The sequence below is a fragment of the Nonomuraea marmarensis genome, from assembly GCF_043197025.1.
Classification (GTDB): domain Bacteria; phylum Actinomycetota; class Actinomycetes; order Streptosporangiales; family Streptosporangiaceae; genus Nonomuraea; species Nonomuraea marmarensis.
The window spans coordinates 36,451-55,651 of record NZ_JBICRM010000013.1 but is presented as its reverse complement, the minus strand read 5'-3'; the positions used below and the strand labels follow the sequence as shown (position 1 = coordinate 55,651).

Genomic DNA, 19,201 nt, shown 5'->3' with positions numbered 1-19,201 from the left:
CGTGGGCGATCAGTGCGGTGAAGGGGTCAGGCGGCCGGTGCGGACGTCGTAGATGGCGCCGGTCACCGGGAGGCCCTCAGGTAGGAACGGGGTGCTCCTGATGCGGATGAGGTCGTGGCGGAGCGCCTCGTTCTGGTCGGGCACCGTGTGGAACTCCAGGCTCCGGGTGTCCACGCCGCGTTCCTTCGTGAGAGCGTGTACGTCCGAGTCCGTCACCTTGGCCATGCCGCAGTCCGTGTGCGGCATGACGAGCACCCGCTCCACCCCGAGCAGGTAGACGGCCAGCACCAGGGTGCGGAGTACGTCGTCCGTCACCCGGGCACCGGCGTTGCGCAGGATCTTGGCGTCGCCCGCCTTCAACCCCAGCAGGCCCAGCGGGTCGATGCGGGAATCCATGCAGGTCACGACGGCCAGCCCGCGAGCTGCCCGGCCGGTCAGCCCGGAGTCCCCGAACCTCCTGGCGAACTTCGCGTTAGCGGCATACAGGTCGTCGAACGCACTCATGCCACAGATGATCCCCTACGCCCCAAAGATGGTGATTTCCGGGGTGGCGACTGGCCAGACTTGGCAAACATCCCACGAAAACGCTTCACCTTGCGTGATGATGTCGTAGCCGTATGTACGTGATCGAAGAAGGTTTGTCGTGAGTAGGTCTGAATCGCTCGCCGCGTATCTCCGTGCTCAAGCCCGGCGCCGTCTCGACCGCGTGGAGTCCAACGACGACGGCCGCAACGCCAAGTCCGCCCTGGCACTCCTCGACACCGCCGCCTACGCGGCCAGCCTCCCCGACGACGACCCGCTGATCCTCATGCTGGACCAGGCGGGCTGCTACGGGCCTCTGGGGTGCGAGCGCTTCGACCCGGGAGAGGCGGGGACCCGGCTGATCCGGCACTGGGAGGGTGGCGAACCGCACGAGCTCCTGCTCGCCCTCCCGGCCGTCATCGCCGCCTCGACGTGACGCCTTGCCGCCGGTTCGGTAACAGGCCCAGGAATCAGCGGGTGGTAGCAGGCTTGTGGCCGACGCCCACGTACCACCACTCGCTGCCTGAGAGTTCGGTCTCCCAAGCCTCGTCGGGACGCCAGTCCGCCACGTGCGTCACCCCGGGCTCGAGTACGTCGAAGCCGTCGAACATGCGCGCGACCTGCTCGTGGCTGCGGTGGATCAGGGGGGCGTCGGCCTCGTCGTAGACCTCGCGGGCGGCCACCCCCACCTCCGGGTGGGCGTCGTCGGTGAGATGGGAGACGATCAGCGCGCTCCCGGGCGCCATGCGCTCGCGGAAGTCGGCGACGACCTGCCACGGGTCGTCCGCGTCGGTCAGGCAGTGCAGCACGCCGAGGAACACCACTCCGACCGGCTTGCTGAAGTCGATCAGCCGCTTGGTCTCCGGGTCGTCCAGGATCGTCGAGGGCTCGCGTACGTCGGCGTGCACGATGGTGATGTTCGTGTCGGTGCCTGCCAGCAGGGCTCGGGCGTGGACGATCACCACGGGGTCGTAGTCCACGTAGACGACGTGCGCCTTCGGGTGCACCTGGCGGGCGACCTCGTGGACGTTGTTCTGGTTGGGCAGGCCGGTGCCCAGGTCGAGGAACTGGTCGATGCCCTGCTGGGCGACATATCGTACGGCCCTGCCGAGGAAACGCCGGTTGGCCAGGCAGATCTCCCTGCTGGGACCCAATGCCATGATCTTTTCCGCGGCCTCGCGATCCGCCGCGAAGTTGTCCTTGCCGCCGAGGTAGTAGTCATACATGCGCGCCGCGTTGGGAACGTTCGGGTTGATTCCCGTCGGGACGCGCGAGGGGTTGATCATCTCGGCCCTTCAGATAAGCACCGCCAACTACTGGACCCGATGTTAACGGGCGAGTAGCGAAGTTTTGGATCTTTCCCGCTAATCCCGCCGATGTCTGAGTGCGTAATCAGCACTGACGGCGGTCAGGATGAGCAGTCCTTCGACGACCGGCCGGTAGGTGGAGTTCCAGCCGAGCAGATTGAAGCCGTTGCCGATGAGCGTCAGGATCAGCACGCCGATCATGCCCCGCCAGATGGCGCCCTGGCCGCCGAGGATGCTCGTGCCGCCGATCACGGCCGCCGCGATGGCCGTGAGCTCCAGCAGCGTGCCCATGTCGGGCTGGGCCGAGCCGCCCCGCGCGGCCAGCACCAGGCCGGCCAGCGCCGCGCAGACCCCGCTGGCGGCGAACACCGCGACGCGGATCTTGCCCACCCCGATGCCCGACAACCAGGCGGCCGTGGGGTTGCCGCCGACGGCGTACACGCGCCGGCCGAACGTGGTGCGGGCCAGCAGCAGCGTCGCCGCCACGGCCACCACCACCAGCAGCAGGGACGCGCCCGTGATGCCGCCGAGCACCGTGGGCCAGCTCAGTGACTGGAAGGCCGCCAGCCGGCCCGGCCCCGGGTAGACGATCGCGCCGCCGGTGATGACCAGGGTCAGGCCGCGGTGCACGATGCTGAGCGCGAGCGTGGCGATGAACGAGTGCACCCGCGAGAGCACCACGACCACGCCGTTGAGGGTGCCGAGGAGGCCACCCGTGACGACGGCGGCCGCGTACCCGGCGGGGACTCCGGCGCGTTCCGTGACGATCACCGCCACGATGGCGCTCACCGCGAGCACGGCGCTGGCCGACAGGTCGAAGACCCCGCAGATCACGCACAGGGTCATGCCGCACGCGAGCAGCCCGACGACGACGGCCTGGTCCAGCAGGTTGACGAGGTTCCCCGCGGTCAGGAACGTGTCCGTGGACAGCGACAACACCGCCACGAGCACGGCCACCGCCAGGACGATCCCGTAGTCGCGCAGGCGGAGCGTCATTCGTCGTATTCGCCGGTCACCTGAGCCAGCGCTTCCTTCGTCCCCATGGCCTTGCCGGGATCGACGTCGGTCGCGATGTTCGTGGCGGGCACCTGCTTGCCGAGCGCCTTGTTCAGCCCCAGCTCGGCGGCCTTCGCACCGAGGGTCTTGACCGGCAGGTAGTACGCGGCGAACCAGCGTCCCTCCTGCACCGCCTTGACGGTCTGGCGGGAGGCGCCGTTGGCGACGTACAGGATGTCCTTGCCCTTGGCGACCGCCTCGGCCCCCAGGATGGCCTGCGACGCCCCGATGATCACGTCGATGTCCGGGTCCTTCTGCAGTACGTCCTGCATGGCCTTGCGCCCGCTCTCCTGCGTATAACCGCCTTCGAGCTGGGCCTTCACCTCCACGCCCGGCGCGGCCTTCAGCGTGTCGAGGGCCGCCTGGGTGCGGGCGTTGTCCAGCGGCAGCGCCTTGAGGCCCTCCAGGTAGCCGACCTGGCAGGGGTCGAGCTTCTTGCTCTGGCACGCCTGGATGGCCAGCTTGCCGAGCCCCTCGCCGTTCAGTGTGGGCACGTCCACGAGCGTGATGGTGCCGTCCACCTGAGGGTCCGCGGTGTCGTACCGGTTGCCTACGGGGGTGAACTGCACGACGACGGAGATCCCGGCCTGGACGGCGGAGCGGATCGCGGGCACCACGGCCGCGCCGTCGTTGGCCTGGACCACGAACACGTCGAACCGCTTGGCCGTCACCGCGTCCTGGAGCTGCTGGACCTGGGCCTGCGCGTCGAAGTTCGGGTCGAGGAACTCGGCCGTGGCGGTGTTGGCCTTGGCGTACTCCTCGATCCCGGCGAACGTGGCGGCCGAGAACGAGTTGGCCTTGGCGAAGCCGAAGAACCCGATGCGCTTCGGCCCGCTCGAAGCCGGGGCCGAGGTGGCGCCGCTGGTGGTCTGGGTGCCGCCCGTGTCGGGGTTGACGCAGGCGGTGGCCAGTAAGGCCACCGCCGCCAGGGCGGGGAGCGCAGTCCATCGTGCGACCATCACGGTCTCCTTCGTCGGTGGAGTCACAGGGCGGGGTGCGTGCGGGTGCCTGTGATCATAGAGAAACCGGGTATGTCGCGGAGGCTTCTCTGACCGATGAGCGGAAGGAGGCTCATGTTTCACGCGGGAGCGTTGCCCGGCTTCCACTTGATGCTGCAGCCGAGTGACGGGTTCTGCTCCTCGGGTACGGCGTCGCCTTCGAGCAGGGCGTCGATGGCCGCCCGCAGGGACGAGCCGGTCACGGGGACGGAGTTGCCCGGCCTGGCGCCGTCGAACTCGCCCCGGTAGACGAGCTGGAACTGGGCGTCATACAGGAAGAAGTCGGGCGTGCAGGCCGCGTGGTAGGCCTTGGCCACCTCCTGGGTGTCGTCCAGCAGGTACGGGAACGTGAACCCGGCCCTGGCGGCCTGCTCCGCCAGGTGTGTCGGATCGTCGTCCGGGTAGTTCACGCTGTCGTTGCTGCAGATGGCGACAACCGACAATCTGGACCCGTAAGCTGCGGCCAGCGCGCCGATGCCGCTTTCGATGTGCCGCACGTAAGGGCAGTGGTTGGACAGGAAGACCACAAGAGTGGCGGGGGAGCCCTTGAGGTCTCCGAGCGAGACGCTCCCGCCGTCGATTGCGGTCAGGTCGAAAGCGGGCGCGGGAGTGCCGAGCGGAACCATGAACGAGTTGGCAGCCATGGCATTCATTCTTGTCTGCGGGCGGGCCGGCAAAACGAGTCTGAGAGGTGAATTGATGGGTGGCATCGCCGAGTTCCGGAGCGTCGTGCTCGACTGCCCCGATCCCACGGGGCTGGCGGAGTTCTACTCGAACCTGCTCGGCTGGCCCGTGATCAAGGTCGAGGACGACTGGGTGGTGGTCAGCGACGGCGGGCCGCCCAAGCGGCTGGCCTTCCAGCTCGCGCCCGACTACCGGCCGCCGACCTGGCCGCATCCCGAGCGGCCCCAGCAGTTCCATCTCGACCTGCACGTCGACGATCTGGACGAGGCCGAGGCGCGGGCGATCGAGATCGGGGCGGTCAAGCACGAGCACCAGCCGAGCGAGGACGACAGCTTCCGGGTGTTCCTCGATCCGGCCGGGCATCCGTTCTGCCTCTGCCGGTGACTGACCCCGCTCGCGCGGGGCCAGTCCTCACGTGTCAGCGGGCCGACTGGGTCAGCAGGTCCACCGCCTTCCTGAGGTTGCCCGCCGCGAGCTCGTGGTCGGCCGACGCCTGCAGGTCCGGCCGCTTGCCGGCGCGCTGCGCGACGTCCCTGGCCACCGAGACGACGGCGTCGCCCACGGCGTACGGGTCGGTCTTCGAGCGTTCGAGCAGCGCCGCGGCCGTGCCCAGCACGCCCAGGACGGCGCGGGTGTCGCGGACCGAACCGTCGGCGTTCCAGTTGCGGTCGGGCAGGGCGAGCGTCAGCGCCGCGGCGGCGGCCTTGGACAGGCCGTCACCGGCGGCCAGCTTGTCGCGTGCGGCCTTGAGCCGGTCGCGCCCGCGGTCGGTACGCAGCCCCCACCCATACGGGAACAACGGGTCATACGTGGCGTCGCCCACGTTGATCGGCAACTGCTCCACCGAGCGGAACCAGGTGAACGGCAACCGCCCGGTGTACGGCACCGCGCCGAACAGCGGATCGGCCACCCCGTCGCCCTCGGTGCCGGGCAGCCAGGAGGCGACCACGGCCTTGACGTTCGACAGGTCGCCGAGCAGGAGAGGACGCCCGGATACGACCAGGACGGCGCACTTCATCGCCCCGCACACCTTGTCGATCGCGGCCCGGTCGGCGGCGGACAGGTTCAGCGTGCGCCCGGCGCGGCCCACGTCGCCCTGGCCCTCGGCGTACGGCGTCTCGCCCACCACCACGACGCCCACGTCGTGCCCGGCCAGGTCGGCGGAGGCGTCGCGGGAGTAGGTCACGGAGGACGCGCGGGAGCGGATGGCCGACAGGATCGTGGTGCCGGGGGTGATCGGCCCCGGCGAACCCTGCCAGGTGATCGTCCAGCCGCCGGTCTGGTTGCCGATGTCGTCGGCGTTCGAGCCGGCCACGTAGACCTTGGCGTCGCGGCGCAGCGGGAGCAGGCCGCCCTCGTTCTTCAGCAGCACCTGCGACTTGGCGGCGGCCGTGCGGGCGACCGCTCGATGCGCCGCCGAGCCCACGTCGCCGATGCGGGAGCGGTCGGCGTACGGGTGCTCGAACAGCCCCAGCTCGAACTTCTGGGTCAGGATCCTGGCGACCGCGTCGTCCACCCGGTTCATGGTCACGCGTCCGGCCTCGACCTCGGCCTTGAGCGTGCCGGTGAACGCCGGGTAGGCGTACGGCACCATGATCATGTCGAGCCCGGCGTTGATCGACGTGCGCACGTCGCTCGGGTAGTCGCCGGGGATCTGGTCGATGGCCTGCCAGTCGCTGATCACGAAGCCCTTGAAGCCGAGCTTGCCCTTGAGCACGTTGTTGATCAGCTCGGCGTGCGCGTGCATCTTGAGCGGGCCGTCGCCGAAGTCCACGCTGGAGAACGACGGCATGACGGTGCCGACCCCACGCTTGACCGCTTCCACGAACGGCGGCAGGTGGATCGCCTCCAGCTCCTGGCGGCTGACCTTGGTGACGCCCTGGTCGATCGTGTAGTCGCCGTTCGTGGAGGAGCCGTACTCGGTGCCGCCGTCGCCGACGTAGTGCTTGGCGGTCGCCAGCACGCCGTTGTCCTGCAGGCCGTCGACGATCGTGGCCATCCGCGTCACCAGCGCCGGGTCCTCCCCGAACGACTCATACGCCCGGCCCCAGCGGTCGTCGCGCGACACGCACAGGCACGGCGCGAAGTCCCACGGGATGCCGGTGGCCTTGACCTCCCTGGCCGTGATCTTGCCCTGCTGCTCGACCAGCGCGGGGTCGCGGGTGGCGCCCATGCCGACGTTGTGCGGGAAGATCGTCGCGCCGACCACGTTGTTGTGGCCGTGCACCGCGTCCACGCCGTAGATCAACGGCACCTGCAGGCGCGTCTGCTGGGCCTGGAGCTGGAACGCGTCGATCATGTCGGCCCATGCCTGCGGCGTGTTCTGGGCGGGCGTGGAGCCGCCGCCGGACAGGAGGGAGCCGAGCAGGTACGTGGCGATGTCGCTCTGCTTGGCCAGGGCCCCGCGCTCGGCCTGCGTCATCTGGCCGATCTTCTCGTCCAGCGTCATCCTGGTGAGCAGGTCGGCGACGCGTTCCTTGATCGGCTTGCGGGCGTTCAGGTAGGGGAGGCCGTGGGCGTTGATCACGACGACCGGCGCTTCGGCCGGAGGCCTGGTGCCGGTGCCCGACAACTCGATCGGGATGGTCTCGGCCACCTCGTTCTGGCCGTCTTGCTTCGTGCCGACGGTGAACGTCTTGCTCGCGCCGGACGCCGTTCCCGCCGGGAAAGTCAGCGTGCCCTGAACGGCCGTGTAGTCCGTGCCGGGGGTGGCGGTGCCGGTGCCGGTCTTGTAGTCCACGGCGAGGTCGGTGGCCAGCGGCGCGCCGGTGGCGGTGGTGATCGTGACCCGGACCTGGGCCTGGCCCTTCTCATTCACCGGGTAGACGGGTTTGTCGGTGGCCAGCCGCACCGGGCGTGGGGGCGCGGTGCCGTAGACCTGCACCTCGTCCCAGACCAGCGTGCCGGAGGCGGTGGGCAGGCGCATCGCGTAGCCCCACATGGCGACCAGGTCGAGCTCGCCGTCGGTGGGCGCGCCGCCGGGCTGGTAGTCGGTGCGCCGGGTGAAGCTCGCGAACGGCACCTTCACCTGCCGCCAGCCCGCCGCGTCGTCGGTGAACGACGACTCGAACAGCTCCGCGTTGCCCGGTCCGCCGCCGCCGTCCTTGAGCTCGAAGAAGATCCGCTGTCCCGAGCCGGTGCCGTTCACCCAGAAGGAGAAGCCTTCGTAGGGGGACCAGTCCTGGGTGGCGGCCAGGTCGTGGGACCAGCCGCCGTACTGGCTGATGGTGTAGACGGACTTGAGCACCCGGTTCGTCGCCGGAGCGCCTGGCCTGTCGGTGCCGGGTTCCACGGTGAGGGCCGGGGTCGAGGCCGCGTCGTTGCCCCAGGCGTAGACGCCTGCCGGCACGCCGTCCGACTCGAAGTCGGTGATCGTGCGCGGCTCGGCGGCGGCCGCGGCGGGCGGTGCGACGACGAGCGAGGCCACCAGGGCTGTCAGGGCCGCCCATAACGGCGATCTGGATCGGAACACGGTACCTCCAGTAGGTCAGAGAGCGCTCTCCCAGATGAGATCGCCAAAACCGTGCAATTCATAACAGCTCCTGGGAGCCCAAAGTGAGCCCCACCCCAAAACCTCAATCATCTGGTACGCGGTGCCAAGCAGACCGCCACCCGCCGCACATGGCTGAGCGCCTCCAGGAAAACGCCCGCTGACCCGCACAGGGCCGGCCACCGTCACGTGCGCCCCGTGGGCCGACTGGGTGGGTTCCACCGTGCCCCCACACCGTCACACCCCGGTCGGCCCCCACTGCACATCGGGCCGGGCCGCCGCCGCAAACACAGCGCGACGGCGAGCCCCGGTCAAAGCGGCAGTTGCTCATCCCCAACCGACTCGGCCCCAGCGGGCAGGGCTTCGGGGCCTGAGGCAACGGCGCCGCCGATGGCGCCGATCGTGTGGGTCAGGCGCACGCCCGAGCCGTCCCTGCGACCCAGCTCCTCCGGCAGCGGCACCGGCTTGCCCACCGCCGAGACCGCCTTGGCGGGAGCGGGGCCCGCCCAGGCCAGTAGCAGCTCGTCCTCACCCTTCAGGAACCGCTGGGCCCGCACCCCACCCGTGGCCCGCCCCTTGGCCGGGTACTCCGCGTAGTCGGACACCTTGCCGCCCCCCACCTGCGTGCCGGGTAGCGCCGTCGAGGAGCCCGCCACCGTGACCACGTGCGCGGGACGTTCGGGATCCACGACCCCGAACCAGATCGCCCTGGCTCCGCCGTCCAGCCGGATCCCCGCCATGCCGCCCGCGGGACGGCCCTGCGGGCGCACCAGGGAGGCCGGGAAGCGCAGCATCTGGGCGTCGGAGGAGATGAACACCAGGTCGTGGGCCTCCGACACCAGCTCGACCGCCCCCAGCACGCTGTCGCCGTCCTTCAACGTGATCACTTCGAAGTCGTCGCGGTTGGCCGGATAGTCGGGCACCACCCGCTTGACCACACCCTGCGCCGTGCCCAGGGCCAGGCCGGGGCCGTCGGGGTCGAGGGAGCCCAGGCCGACGACCCTCTCGTCGGGCTGCAACGAGACGTATTCGGAGACCGGATGGCCGCCCGACAACGACGGCGGGTTGGCCGAGGGTGGCAACGTCGGCAGGTCCACGACCTGGACCCGGATCAACCGGCCCAGGGACGTCACCACGCCGACCTCACCGCGTACGGACGTGCGTACCACTGAGATCAGCACGTCGTGTGCGGTGCGATCGCCCTCGCCCGGCAGCGGCGTGGCGTCGGGGGTGCGCGCCAGCAGGCCGGTCGAGGACAGCAGCGCCAGGCACGGGTCGTCGGCCACCTGGAGCGACACCGCCGCCGTGCGGGTGACGCCGGGCGCCTCCAGCAGGACGGTGCGGCGCGGCGTGGCGTATTTCTTGGCCACGTCGGCCAGCTCGCCCGAGACCACCTGACGCAGCCGGGTCTCCGAGGAGAGGATCTCGGTGAGCGCGGCGATCTCGTCGCTCAGCGTCTCCTTCTCCCGGTCGAGCTCCAGCTTGTCGTACCTGGTCAGGCGGCGCAGCGGCGTGTCGAGGATGTAGGCGGCCTGGATCTCGGTCAGCTCGAACACGTCCATCAGCCGGGTCCGCGCCTGCGCCGAGTCGTCGGAGGCGCGGATGACCTGGATGACCTCGTCGATGTTCAGCAGCGCGATGATGAGGCCGTCGACCAGGTGCAGGCGCTCTTCGCGCTTGCGGCGCCGGAACTCGGACCTGCGGCGCACGACCTCGATCCGGTGGTCGACGTAGACCTGGAGCATTTCCCGCAGGCCGAGTGTGCGCGGCTCGCCGTCGACCAGGGCGACGTTGTTGATGCCGAAGGTCTCCTCCATCGGCGTCAGCCGGTAGAGCTCGTCGAGGACGGCCTCGGGGATGAAGCCGTTCTTGATCTCGATGACGAGGCGCAGGCCCTTGTGCCGGTCGGTGAGGTCCTTGAGGTCGGCGATGCCCTGCAGCTTCTTGCTGGTCACCAGCTCCTTGATCTTGGTGACCACCCGCTCGGGACCGACGTTGTAGGGGAGTTCGGTGACGACGATGCCCTTGCGGCGCGGGGTGATCTGCTCGACCGTGCACTTGGCACGCATGCGGAACGTGCCACGCCCGGTCTCGTAAGCGTCCCGCACGCCCTGCAGCCCGATGATCGAGCCGCCGGTCGGCAGGTCGGGACCCGGCACGAACCGCATCAGCTCGTCCAGCGTCGCGTCCGGCTTCTTGATCAGGTGGCGGGCGGCGGCCACGACCTCGGTGAGGTTGTGCGGGGCCATGTTGGTGGCCATGCCGACCGCGATCCCGGTCGTGCCGTTGACCAGCAGGTTGGGGAACGCCGACGGCATGACCGTGGGCTCGGTCTCCTGGCCGTCGTAGTTGGGCTTGAAGCCGACGGTGTCCTCATCGAGCGACTCGACCATGAGCATCGCCGCCGGGGCCAGCCGGGCCTCGGTGTAACGCATGGCGGCGGGCGAGTCGTCGGGGGAGCCGAAGTTGCCGTGGCCGTCCACGAGGGGCAGCCGCATGGAGAACGGCTGCGCGAGGCGCACGAGGGCGTCGTAGATGGCGCTGTCACCGTGGGGGTGCAGCTTGCCCATGACGTCGCCGACGACGCGCGAGGACTTGACGTGGCCGCGGTCGGGGCGCAGGCCCATCTCGCTCATCGAGTAGAGGATGCGCCGCTGCACCGGCTTGAGGCCGTCACGAGCGTCAGGCAGGGCGCGCTGGTAGATCACCGAGTAGGCGTACTCGAGGTAGCTCGTGCGCATCTCGGAGGAGACGTCGATGTCGACGATCCGCTCCTCGAAGTCCTCAGGTGGGGGTGCAGTCGTGCGTCGGGCCATCTTGTGCTGCGCGGCTGCCTCGGCCGTCGCGCCGAGGGGAAGCGCATCCTCCTTCTGTCCTTGTGCTGTAACCGTAGCCGTCGGCTCGCTGGAGAAGAGTCAGATCGGCGTGTGAGGCGTCGACGTGGCCTGTCCCGGTCGCAAGGCGATGACGGGTTCCGACGTGTTTGCCTCTGGAGATGATGGCACGAGCCAGGTCCCCTGTGACGTATCCATAGTGCCTCTTCCGCCACGGCACGCGAACAACAATCATACTTGATGATCGCAACTTCTCGTGCGTTTGTTCGATCCACAGGTCGGCCCCGGGTCGCGGAACGGCTTACTTGACCAAGCAATTGCTTGGGTGTTACGTTCGGGGCCAGGAGGGTCCCGCTGTCCCGGAGGCGTCATGATCGAGTTCCATCCCGTGACCAAGCACATCGGCGCCGAGGTCACCGGGGTCGATCTGCGCAAGCCGCTGTCGCAGGAAGAGGTCGCGACCCTGCGGGCGGGCTGGCTCAGGCACCTCGTGCTGTTCTTCCGCGACACGCAGATCGACGACGAGCAGCACCTGCAGTTCGCCCTGAACTTCGGCACGCTCAACCATCCGGCCTTCAAGAAGGACGCCGGCAGCCCCATCCACGTGCTCGACCAGACCGCGCCCAAGGGGGAGGGCGCCGACGAATGGCACAGCGACAACACCTTCGAGCCGACGCCGCCGATGGGCTCCCTGCTGCGTTGCGTCATGATGCCCAGCGTGGGCGGGGACACGTGCTGGGCGAACACGTACCTGGCGTATGAGACGCTCTCGCCGTCGATCCAGCGGTTGTGCGACGAGCTGACGGCCGTGCACGACATCACGATGTCGATGAAGAAGGCGATCGCGAAGGGGCACCCGTTCGACCTGGCCGAGATCCAGGCGAAGTGGCCGCCGATCGAGCGTCCGGTGGTGCGCGTGCACGCCGAGACCGGCCGCAAGGCCCTCTTCGTCAACCGGGCGTCCACGACCCGCCTGGTGGGGCTGACGGATCGGGAGAACGAGGCGCTGCTGCCGTTCCTGATCGACCACATCAGGTCGCCGGAGTACCAGCTCAGGCTCAGATGGCGACCCGGCACGCTCGCCTTCTGGGACAACCGCCCGACCCAGCACTACGCGGTGGCCGACTACACCGAACGCCGCCGCATGCACCGCGTCACCATCAACGCGTTTCCCGAACACATCGACCAGATCAGTGGCTGAGGTTCTTTGAAACTCATCTTGTACGCGGTGCCAAACAGACCGCCACATGCGGGGGCGGTGCACTCGGCGCCGCGTACAAGATGGGAGGTTTTATAAGTCGGAGGCGCACATCGTCGGGGGAAGCTGGTAACAAGGAGAGCATGATTGAAGCCCCCGATGTGGCGATGCTGCGTGAAGAGGCCGAGGAGCGGCTGCGGGCGCTGGCTGGTGAGCACGCCAGGCTCCGCGACGACCAGTGGGCCGCCATAGAGGCGCTCGTCGTCGACCGGCGCAGAGTGCTCGTCGTGCAGCGCACCGGCTGGGGCAAGTCGGCCGTCTACTTCGTGGCCACCGCCCTCCTGCGCGAGCTCGGCGAGGGCCCGACGGTCATCGTCTCGCCGCTGCTGGCACTCATGCGCAACCAGATCGCCGCCGCCGAGCGCGCGGGCATCAGGGCCGTCACGATCAACTCCGCCAATCCCGAGGCGTGGGAGGAGATCTACGGACAGGTCGCCGACGGCCTGGTCGACGTGCTGCTGGTCAGCCCCGAGCGGCTCAACAACCCCGACTTCCGCGACAACGTCCTGCCCGAGCTGGCCGAGAGCGCCGGGCTCGTGGTGGTCGACGAGGCCCACTGCATCTCCGACTGGGGCCACGACTTCAGGCCGGACTATCGCAGGCTGGCCACGTTGTTCGGGGACCTGCCGCCGGGCATCCCCGTCCTGGCCACCACCGCCACCGCCAACGCCCGCGTCACCCGCGACGTCGCCGAGCAGATGCGCCTGCCCGCCGAGCTGCGGCCCGACGGAGAGGACACGCTCGTCCTGCGCGGCGCGCTGGAGCGGGAGAGCCTGCACCTCAGCGTCGTCCGGCTGGCGACGGCCGAGCAGCGGCTGGCCTGGCTGGCGCAGACGCTGCGCGAGCTGCCCGGCTCCGGCATCGTCTACACCCTTACTGTCGCCGCCGCCCACGAGATCGCCGGATACCTGCGCGAGCAGGGGCTGGAGGTGGCCGCCTACTCCGGGCAGACCGATCCGGCCGAGCGGCTGGCGGCCGAAGAGGCGCTGCTCAACAACAAGATCAAGGCGCTGGTGGCGACGAGCGCGCTCGGGATGGGGTTCGACAAGCCGGATCTGGGGTTCGTGGTGCACATGGGGGCGCCGCAGTCGCCGGTCGCCTACTACCAGCAGGTCGGCCGGGCCGGGCGCGGGGTCGAGCGGGCCGAGGTGATCCTGCTGCCCGGCGTCGAGGATCGCGATATCTGGGCATATTTCGCCTCGCTGGCGTTCCCGCCCGAGCCCGTCGTACGCACCACGCTCCAGACCCTCGAAGCGGGCGGCGTCATGTCCACCCCGGCGCTGGAGACCGCCGTCGACCTGAGCCGCAGCCGCCTGGAGATGATGCTCAAGGTCCTCGACGTGGACGGCGCGGTCAGGCGGGTCAAGGGCGGCTGGCAGGCCACCGGGGAGCCGTGGACCTACGACACCGAGCGTTACACCCGCATCGCCGCCGAGCGCAGGGCCGAGCAGGAGGCCATGCTCAGCTACCTGACGACGTCGGAGTGCAGGGAGCAATACCTGCGCAGGCACCTCGACGACGAGGCCGCCACGCCGTGCGGCCGCTGCGACAACTGCACCGGCAGGCACCGGTCACCGGAGATCGCCGCGCAGGCCGTCGAGACCGCCCGCGAACGCCTGAGCCGGCCCGGCGTCGACATCGAGGCCCGCAAGCAGTGGCCGACCGGGCTGGCCGACCTGTCCGGGCGGATCAAGCCCGGCCTGGGCGCCGAGCAGGGCAGGGCGCTCGGGCGGCTGACCGACATCGGGTGGGGCAACCGGCTGCGGGAGTTGTTCAACGGGGACGACGGGCCGATACCCGACGACATGTTCAAGGCCGTGGTGCGGGTCCTGTCCACCTGGGACTGGCGCGCGCGGCCCGTCGCCGTGGTCAACGTGCCGTCCGCGACGCGGCCAGAGCTCGTACGCGGGTTCGCCGAGCGGCTCGCGCAGGTCGGGCGGCTGTCCTACCTGGGGGAGCTGGGCTATCGGGCGGGGTCGCCCGGGCAGCAGTTCAACAGCGCCAAGCGGGTGCAGGCGATCAGGGGCACGCTGGCCATGCCCAAGGACCTGAGCGCCTCGATCGCCCAGTGCGGCGGCCCGGTACTGCTCGTGGACGACCGGGTGGACACGGGATGGACGATGACGCTGGCGGCGGCCCTCATCCGCCACGCGGGCGCCCCCGCCGTCCTGCCCCTGGCTCTGGCGACCGTCAGCTGACGCCCATCGCCAGCAGGTCGTAGGTGCCGAAGACCGGCCGGCGTGGACGTCCGTGGCGTGCCGGCCGCGCGGAAGCGGCGTGCTCATCGGCTCCCTATTTCGCGCTATAAGAGCGCTGCAAGGTCACCTAGAACGGGGGACGCGCACCCAGGTGCATGATCGCCTTCGCCGCCAGCCGGCAGCCCGAGGCCAGGGCCTCGGCCGGGGGCTTGCTCGCCAGCCACGGCGGCAGGAACCCGGCGGAGAACGCATCACCGGCCCCCGTCCCGTCCACGATCTTGTCGACCGGCTCGGCGGCCACGCGTACGGGATCAGGGCGGCCGTTGGAGTACCACAACGCGCCTTCGGCGTTCATCTTGATCACGACCTGCGGGAACCACGCCGTCAGCACCTTGGCGGCGGCCTCGGCGTCGTCGCGGCCCGTCAGCACCTTCGCCTGGTCGGCGTTGGCGAACAGCAGCTTGACCCCGTTGGTCCACTCCAGGAACGGCTCGGCCCCCGTGCGCTCCAACGGCGCGGAAGAGGCGCAGTCGATCGAGATCGACATCCCGCCCCGGCGGGCCATGTCGAGCGCCGCCAGCCCGGCGTCGCGCGAGCCCTCGTTGATCAGGGTGTAGCCCGACAGGTGGAGATGCGTGCCTCCGGTGAACAGGTCACGCGGCAGGTCCTCCGGCGACAGCGCCGCGTTGGCGCCGGGGTCGGAGAGCATGGTGCGCTCGCCCTTGTGCGTCACGAGCACCACGCAGGTGCCGGTCGGCCGCTCAGGGTCCATGACGAGCCGGGCGTCGACGCCGTAGCCCATCAGCTCCATGTCGCGGTTTCGCCCCGTGATGTCGGCGCCCCTGCGGCCGATGAAGGCCACCTCGGCGCCCTCGACGGCGAGCCACGAGGCGATGTTCGCCCCTGAGCCGCCGCCGTGCATGGTCACGATCGCTGGCGTGTCGCTCGCCCTGGCGAGTGCATAACGGGCGCGCGCGACCGCGTCGGTCATGAGATCGCCCACCACGACGACCCGCGTCATGATGCCACCACCTTGCATCTTTCAGAACGAGCTGGGCCACGGCAAAACTAACAGCTTCCGGGCTGCCCGTGGGGCGTACCCAGGAGACCGGACTGCAGTCGATGCACAAGCGTTGCCCAACAGGCCCACCGGTCTTGGCATTTGGGATGCGGGTTTACGCTCGACACTGTGGAGGCACCCTATCCGGCCCACTGGGAGGCCGATGTCGTCCTGGCGGACGGTGGCACCGCACACGTTCGCCCGATCAGGCCCGCCGACGCCGACCGCCTCCGCTCCTTCTACTCGCGCCTGTCCGACGAGTCGATCTATTTCCGGTTCTTCGGGCCCAGGCCGCGGCTGTCCGACCGGGATGTCGAGCGGTTCACCAACGTCGACTACGTCAACAGGGTCGCGCTCATCGCCACCATCGGCGCCGAGATGGTGGCCGTGATCCGCTACGACCGCACCGGCCCTGGCGAGGCCGAGGTGGCCTTCCTCGTCGAGGACGCGCACCAGGGCAGGGGAGTGGCCTCCGTGCTCCTGGAGCACCTGGCGGCCACGGCCCGCGAACGCGGCATCGAGCGCTTCATCGCCGACGTCCTGCCCGCCAACATGCGGATGACGGGGCTGCTGCGCCAGGCCGGTTACACGGCGCAGAGCCAGTTCGCCGACGGCGTCGTACGCATGACGCTCGACCTCACCCCCACCGACACCTCCACCGAGGTCACGGCGGCGCGCGAGCACCGGGCCGAGGCCAGGTCCATCGCCAGGCTGCTCACCCCGGGCTCGGTCGCGGTCATCGGCGCCTCGCGCGAGCCGGGCGGGGTCGGCCAGACCGTCCTGCGCAACCTGCTGGCCGCCGACTTCACCGGGCCCGTCTATCCCGTGCACCGCGAGGTGCGGGCGGTGGCGGGCGTGCGGGCCTACCCGAGCGTGAGCGCGATCGACGACCAGGTGGACCTGGCCGTGGTGGCGGTGCCGGCCGGGAGCGTCATCGACGTGGTCAAGGAATGCGCGGAAAAGGGCGTGCACGGCCTGGTCGTGGTGTCGTCGGGGTTCGGCGAGACGGGCGCGGAGGGGCGGGCCAGGCAGGACGAGCTGGCGCGCATCGCCCGTTCCTACGGCCTGCGCGTCGTGGGCCCCAACTGCCTCGGCATCGCCAACACCGACCCCGCCGTCAAGCTGAACGCCACCCTCGCCGCCACCGTGCCGGGCCGGGGCCGGGTAGGCTTCTTCAGCCAGTCGGGCGCGCTCGGCACCGCGCTGCTCCAGCGGGTGGCGCAGCGCGGCATGGGCATCTCGTCGTTCGTCTCCGCCGGTAACAGGGCCGACGTGTCGGGCAACGACCTGCTGCAATATTGGGAGGAGGACGACTCGACCGAGGTGATCCTGCTCTACCTGGAGTCGCTGGGCAATCCGCGCAAGTTCACCCGGCTGGCCAGGCGCATCGCCCGCAGCAAGCCCGTCGTGGTGGTCAAGAGCGGCGGCACCCCCTCCGGGCACTCGGCGGAGGAGCTGGGGCTGCCGGACTCGGCGATCAGCTCGCTGCTCGCGCAGGCGGGCCTGATCAGGGTCGACGACCTCATCCAGCTCTTCGACGTGGGGCAACTGCTGGCCTACCAGCCGCTGCCAGCCGGTCCCCGGGTCGCGCTCGTGACCAACTCCGACGCGCTCGGCCTGCTCGCCGCCGACTCCTGCCTCGCCGCCGGCCTCGAGCTCCGCCCGCCGGTCAACCTGGGTGCGGCCGCGGGCCCCTCCGAGTTCGGTACGTCGCTCGCCGGCGAACTGTCCTCCCCCGACGTGGACGCCGCCGTCGTGATCTACATGCCGCCCATTCCGGGCAGAACGGATGAGGTGGCGGCCGAGCTGCTGCGCGTGTCCAGTGATGCCGCCAAGCCGGTGCTCGCGACGTTCCGTGGGCATCTGGGCATGCATCCGGCGCTGCGGGTGGAGACGCCCGGCTCCGCGACGCCCTCGCGCGGTTCCATCCCGTCCTACGCGGCGCCGGAGGAGGCGGTCAGAGCGCTGGCCCACGCGGTCCGCTACGCCACGTGGCGCGCCCATCCGGTGGTCCCGCCACCCGAACTCGACGACATCGACACCGCCCGCGCCAAGACCCTGGTCCACACCGCCCTGTCCGCCACGACTCCCGCGTCTGCCGCCGCGGCGAGCAGCTCGGCGACCGACGCGATGGCCAATCCAGCCGACAAGCCGAGCGCCCCTGCTCAGCCGTCGTCGGCGGGATCCGCGGAGTCGCCGTCGGGTGTGTTCGCGGAGCCGGGGCCTCCGGTCGAGATCGACGCCACCGAGCTGCTGTCCTGCTACGGCCTGACCGTCTGGCCCGCCGAGGTGGTGCGCTCGCCCGGCGAAGCCGTCGCCGCCGCCGAACGCCTCGGCTGGCCCGTGGTGCTCAAGGTGGCCGACCCGGGCGCCTCACGCCGAGCGGGCACCGTGCGCCTGGGCCTGACGGGCCCGGAGATGGTACGCCACGCGTACGCCGAGTTCGCCGACCAGCTGGGCGAGGAGGTGGAGCTGGCGGTTCAGCGCATGGCGCCGCAGCCCGCCGTGCCGACCGTGGTGGGCGTCATCGAGGACCCGGCGTTCGGGCCGGTCGTGTCGTTCGGGCTCGGCGAGGTGACCGCGCGCCTCCTGCTCGACCAGGGCTTCCGCCTCGCCCCGCTGACCGGCGAGGACGCATCCGCCCTGGTGCGGTCCGTACGCGCGGCTCCGCTGCTCTTCGGCGAGTACGGCTACCCGCCCGTGGCGGTCGACGCCCTGGAAGACCTGCTCGTACGCGTCGGCCGCCTGGCCAACGACCTGCCCGAGGTGGCCAGGCTGGACCTGGACCAGGTGCTCGTGGGCGAGTCGGACGCCATCGTGCTCGGCGCCCGGGCCACTCTGCGTACCCCGGCGGGCCCACGCCTGGACGGCGGCCCCCGTCGGCTCTCCTGATCCGCCTTGAGCGAACCAGGCAACCTTCCTCATCCGCCCTGAGCGAATGAAGTGACCCAAGTGCACAGTGATGCCCAGATAAAAGACGTTATAGGTCGTTATATCCGGCGGGTGAGTGCACTGCCCGTCCCTGGCAGGATGGAGCCATGAGGGAAACCCGAGTCTCAGCCGCGGGCCTGCGTGAAGCGATCGAGCGCAGCGGCTACTACCCCGACCTCGTCACCGATGCGGTCGAATCCGCGCTGGGCAAGGAGGCCGTGACCGCGTTCGTGGTCCATCACGAGGCCACCTTCGATCCTGCGATGGAGGTGCGCAGGCACGTCACCGTCCTGGTGCTGTCGGCGAGCCGGCTGCTGGTCTGCCACACGGACGAGCATCCCGCGGTGGAGGGCGTCTCGACGTCCCACGCCTCCACGACGACAGAGGCCGTGCGTCTGAGCCGCGTCCAGTCGGTCGCCGTCACCCGCGTGGTGCCCGACCCCGCCTCCTACGTCCCAGGCGTCCCGCCCACGGAGGTGACGCTCACGATCGGCTGGGGTGCCATCTCCCACGTGGACCTGGAACCGGCCACGTGCGGCGACGAAAACTGCGAGGCCGACCACGGCTACACGGGCGCGATCACGGCCGACGACCTGTCGCTCCGGGTCAGCGAGGCGGCCGACGGCCCGGAGGCGGTCACCCACGTCCTCGCCTTCGCCAAGTCTCTCTCCGAAGCCACCGCCCGCGCCACCACCTGACCACCTCACCGTATGCGGCTGAGGTTCTGTCAACCGCCCATCCGTTACGGCAGAGCCGCCGGCACCGCCACCCACCGCACATGGCTGGTGGCCTCCAGGAAAACGCCCGCTGACCCGCATGTGGTCGGCCACCGTTACGTGCGCATGCTGGGCCGCCTGGGTGGT

The 19,201-nt window shown here is 70.1% G+C and carries 14 protein-coding genes; 6 read left to right on the top strand and 8 right to left on the bottom strand.

Going from position 1 to position 19,201, the window contains the following annotated elements; genetic code table 11:
- Positions 1 to 9: 9 nt before the first annotated feature.
- A complete protein-coding gene (locus tag ACFLIM_RS22320; RefSeq protein ID WP_393168339.1) occupies positions 10 to 504 on the bottom strand; it encodes a beta-class carbonic anhydrase in 495 nt (164 codons plus the stop codon).
- Positions 505 to 643: 139 nt separating this feature from the next.
- On the opposite strand from ACFLIM_RS22320, the gene ACFLIM_RS22315 reads away from it, so the two are divergent.
- Entirely contained in the window at positions 644 to 958 is a 315-nt protein-coding gene (locus ACFLIM_RS22315; RefSeq protein WP_393168337.1) for a hypothetical protein, read from the top strand.
- Between the two features lie 34 nt (positions 959 to 992).
- On the opposite strand, the gene ACFLIM_RS22310 is transcribed toward ACFLIM_RS22315, so the two are convergent.
- The 4 genes from ACFLIM_RS22310 to ACFLIM_RS22295 all read right to left on the bottom strand — a co-directional run bounded on the left by ACFLIM_RS22310 (position 993) and on the right by ACFLIM_RS22295 (position 4,527).
- The gene (locus tag ACFLIM_RS22310) at positions 993 to 1,808 is read right to left on the bottom strand and encodes an SAM-dependent methyltransferase (protein ID WP_393168336.1); all 816 of its coding nucleotides are present in this window, start codon (positions 1,806 to 1,808) and stop codon (positions 993 to 995) included.
- A gap of 78 nt (positions 1,809 to 1,886) precedes the next feature.
- Positions 1,887 to 2,825, bottom strand: a complete 939-nt coding sequence (locus tag ACFLIM_RS22305) for an ABC transporter permease (protein ID WP_393168334.1) — start codon at positions 2,823 to 2,825, stop codon at positions 1,887 to 1,889.
- The gene (locus tag ACFLIM_RS22300; protein WP_393168332.1) at positions 2,822 to 3,844 is read right to left on the bottom strand and encodes a sugar ABC transporter substrate-binding protein; all 1,023 of its coding nucleotides are present in this window, start codon (positions 3,842 to 3,844) and stop codon (positions 2,822 to 2,824) included. Before ACFLIM_RS22300 ends, ACFLIM_RS22305 begins: the two co-directional genes overlap by 4 nt.
- 119 nt (positions 3,845 to 3,963) lie before the next feature.
- A complete protein-coding gene (locus ACFLIM_RS22295) occupies positions 3,964 to 4,527 on the bottom strand; it encodes a thioredoxin family protein (RefSeq protein WP_393168330.1) in 564 nt (187 codons plus the stop codon).
- Between the two features lie 55 nt (positions 4,528 to 4,582).
- Between ACFLIM_RS22295 and ACFLIM_RS22290 the strand changes: the two genes are divergently transcribed.
- On the top strand, positions 4,583 to 4,951 hold the full coding sequence (locus ACFLIM_RS22290; RefSeq protein WP_393168328.1) for a VOC family protein: 369 nt from the start codon (positions 4,583 to 4,585) through the stop codon (positions 4,949 to 4,951).
- 34 nt (positions 4,952 to 4,985) lie between these two features.
- Here ACFLIM_RS22290 and ACFLIM_RS22285 read toward each other — a convergent pair whose 3' ends face one another.
- Together ACFLIM_RS22285 and ACFLIM_RS22280 are read right to left on the bottom strand one after the other, a co-directional pair.
- The gene (locus ACFLIM_RS22285; RefSeq protein WP_393168326.1) at positions 4,986 to 8,039 is read right to left on the bottom strand and encodes a glycoside hydrolase family 3 N-terminal domain-containing protein; all 3,054 of its coding nucleotides are present in this window, start codon (positions 8,037 to 8,039) and stop codon (positions 4,986 to 4,988) included.
- Positions 8,040 to 8,368: 329 nt separating this feature from the next.
- Positions 8,369 to 10,873: a DNA gyrase/topoisomerase IV subunit A gene (locus tag ACFLIM_RS22280; RefSeq protein WP_393168324.1), complete on the bottom strand. Its 2,505-nt coding sequence runs from the start codon at positions 10,871 to 10,873 to the stop codon at positions 8,369 to 8,371.
- Positions 10,874 to 11,261: 388 nt separating this feature from the next.
- On the opposite strand from ACFLIM_RS22280, the gene ACFLIM_RS22275 reads away from it, so the two are divergent.
- On the top strand, positions 11,262 to 12,092 hold the full coding sequence (locus ACFLIM_RS22275) for a TauD/TfdA dioxygenase family protein (RefSeq protein WP_393168322.1): 831 nt from the start codon (positions 11,262 to 11,264) through the stop codon (positions 12,090 to 12,092).
- 140 nt (positions 12,093 to 12,232) lie between these two features.
- Positions 12,233 to 14,347 (top strand): RecQ family ATP-dependent DNA helicase, encoded by a 2,115-nt coding sequence (locus tag ACFLIM_RS22270; protein ID WP_393168321.1) that lies wholly within the window; start codon positions 12,233 to 12,235, stop codon positions 14,345 to 14,347.
- A 127-nt stretch (positions 14,348 to 14,474) separates the two neighbouring features.
- On the opposite strand, the gene ACFLIM_RS22265 is transcribed toward ACFLIM_RS22270, so the two are convergent.
- Positions 14,475 to 15,368: a carbohydrate kinase family protein gene (locus ACFLIM_RS22265; RefSeq protein ID WP_393168319.1), complete on the bottom strand. Its 894-nt coding sequence runs from the start codon at positions 15,366 to 15,368 to the stop codon at positions 14,475 to 14,477.
- A 168-nt stretch (positions 15,369 to 15,536) separates the two neighbouring features.
- Here ACFLIM_RS22265 and ACFLIM_RS22260 point away from each other — a divergent pair, with 168 nt between their 5' ends.
- Positions 15,537 to 18,299, top strand: coding sequence for a bifunctional acetate--CoA ligase family protein/GNAT family N-acetyltransferase (locus ACFLIM_RS22260; RefSeq protein ID WP_393168317.1), 2,763 nt, complete (start codon positions 15,537 to 15,539; stop codon positions 18,297 to 18,299).
- 146 nt (positions 18,300 to 18,445) lie between these two features.
- Positions 18,446 to 19,036 carry a DUF5998 family protein gene (locus tag ACFLIM_RS22255; protein ID WP_393168315.1) on the top strand — a complete coding sequence of 197 codons (591 nt, stop codon included), beginning with the start codon at positions 18,446 to 18,448 and terminating at the stop codon, positions 19,034 to 19,036.
- The last annotated feature ends 165 nt before the right edge of the window (positions 19,037 to 19,201 follow it).

Bases quoted from the DNA above. Each gene is read 5' to 3' on its own strand.
- ACFLIM_RS22280 (WP_393168324.1), bottom strand. From the start codon at position 10,873: ATGGCCCGACGCACGACTGCACCCCCACCTGAGGACTTCGAGGAGCGG.
- ACFLIM_RS22255 (WP_393168315.1), top strand. From the start codon at position 18,446: ATGAGGGAAACCCGAGTCTCAGCCGCGGGCCTGCGTGAAGCGATCGAG.
- ACFLIM_RS22300 (WP_393168332.1), bottom strand. From the start codon at position 3,844: ATGGTCGCACGATGGACTGCGCTCCCCGCCCTGGCGGCGGTGGCCTTA.
- ACFLIM_RS22270 (WP_393168321.1), top strand. From the start codon at position 12,233: ATGATTGAAGCCCCCGATGTGGCGATGCTGCGTGAAGAGGCCGAGGAG.
- ACFLIM_RS22265 (WP_393168319.1), bottom strand. From the start codon at position 15,368: ATGACGCGGGTCGTCGTGGTGGGCGATCTCATGACCGACGCGGTCGCG.
- ACFLIM_RS22295 (WP_393168330.1), bottom strand. From the start codon at position 4,527: ATGGCTGCCAACTCGTTCATGGTTCCGCTCGGCACTCCCGCGCCCGCT.
- ACFLIM_RS22305 (WP_393168334.1), bottom strand. From the start codon at position 2,825: ATGACGCTCCGCCTGCGCGACTACGGGATCGTCCTGGCGGTGGCCGTG.
- ACFLIM_RS22310 (WP_393168336.1), bottom strand. From the start codon at position 1,808: ATGATCAACCCCTCGCGCGTCCCGACGGGAATCAACCCGAACGTTCCC.
- ACFLIM_RS22320 (WP_393168339.1), bottom strand. From the start codon at position 504: ATGAGTGCGTTCGACGACCTGTATGCCGCTAACGCGAAGTTCGCCAGG.
- ACFLIM_RS22290 (WP_393168328.1), top strand. From the start codon at position 4,583: ATGGGTGGCATCGCCGAGTTCCGGAGCGTCGTGCTCGACTGCCCCGAT.
- ACFLIM_RS22275 (WP_393168322.1), top strand. From the start codon at position 11,262: ATGATCGAGTTCCATCCCGTGACCAAGCACATCGGCGCCGAGGTCACC.